This window comes from Fructilactobacillus sp. X2R6C1, from assembly GCF_059901295.1.
Genome location: NZ_JBWXUZ010000078.1, coordinates 1 through 238, shown reverse-complemented (window position 1 = coordinate 238; position 238 = coordinate 1). Strand labels below are relative to the sequence as shown.

General features: G+C 67.6%; 1 protein-coding gene. It reads right to left on the bottom strand.

What is annotated here, in order from left to right; all coding sequences use genetic code 11:
- The coding region (locus AC6UDF_RS07435; RefSeq protein WP_500724260.1) for an acyl-CoA dehydrogenase family protein at positions 1-238 on the bottom strand (238 nt) is incomplete at both ends.

Below are 238 nucleotides of genomic sequence, written 5' to 3'. Positions count from 1 at the left end.
ACATGTCGACCATGCGATGCTGAAGCGCCTGGAAGCTCGCGATGGACTGCCCGAACTGGCGGCGCTCGCGGGTGTAGGCGATGGTGTCGTCGAGGATCCGGCGCATGATGCCGAGTGCTTCAGCGGCGAGGGCGACGATGGTCGCGTCGGTTGCCGCTTCGATGGCCGTGGCTGCGCTGCCGGGCGGCGTGACGATCCGATCGGAAGGCACCACCGCGCCGTCGAAACGGATGTCTGC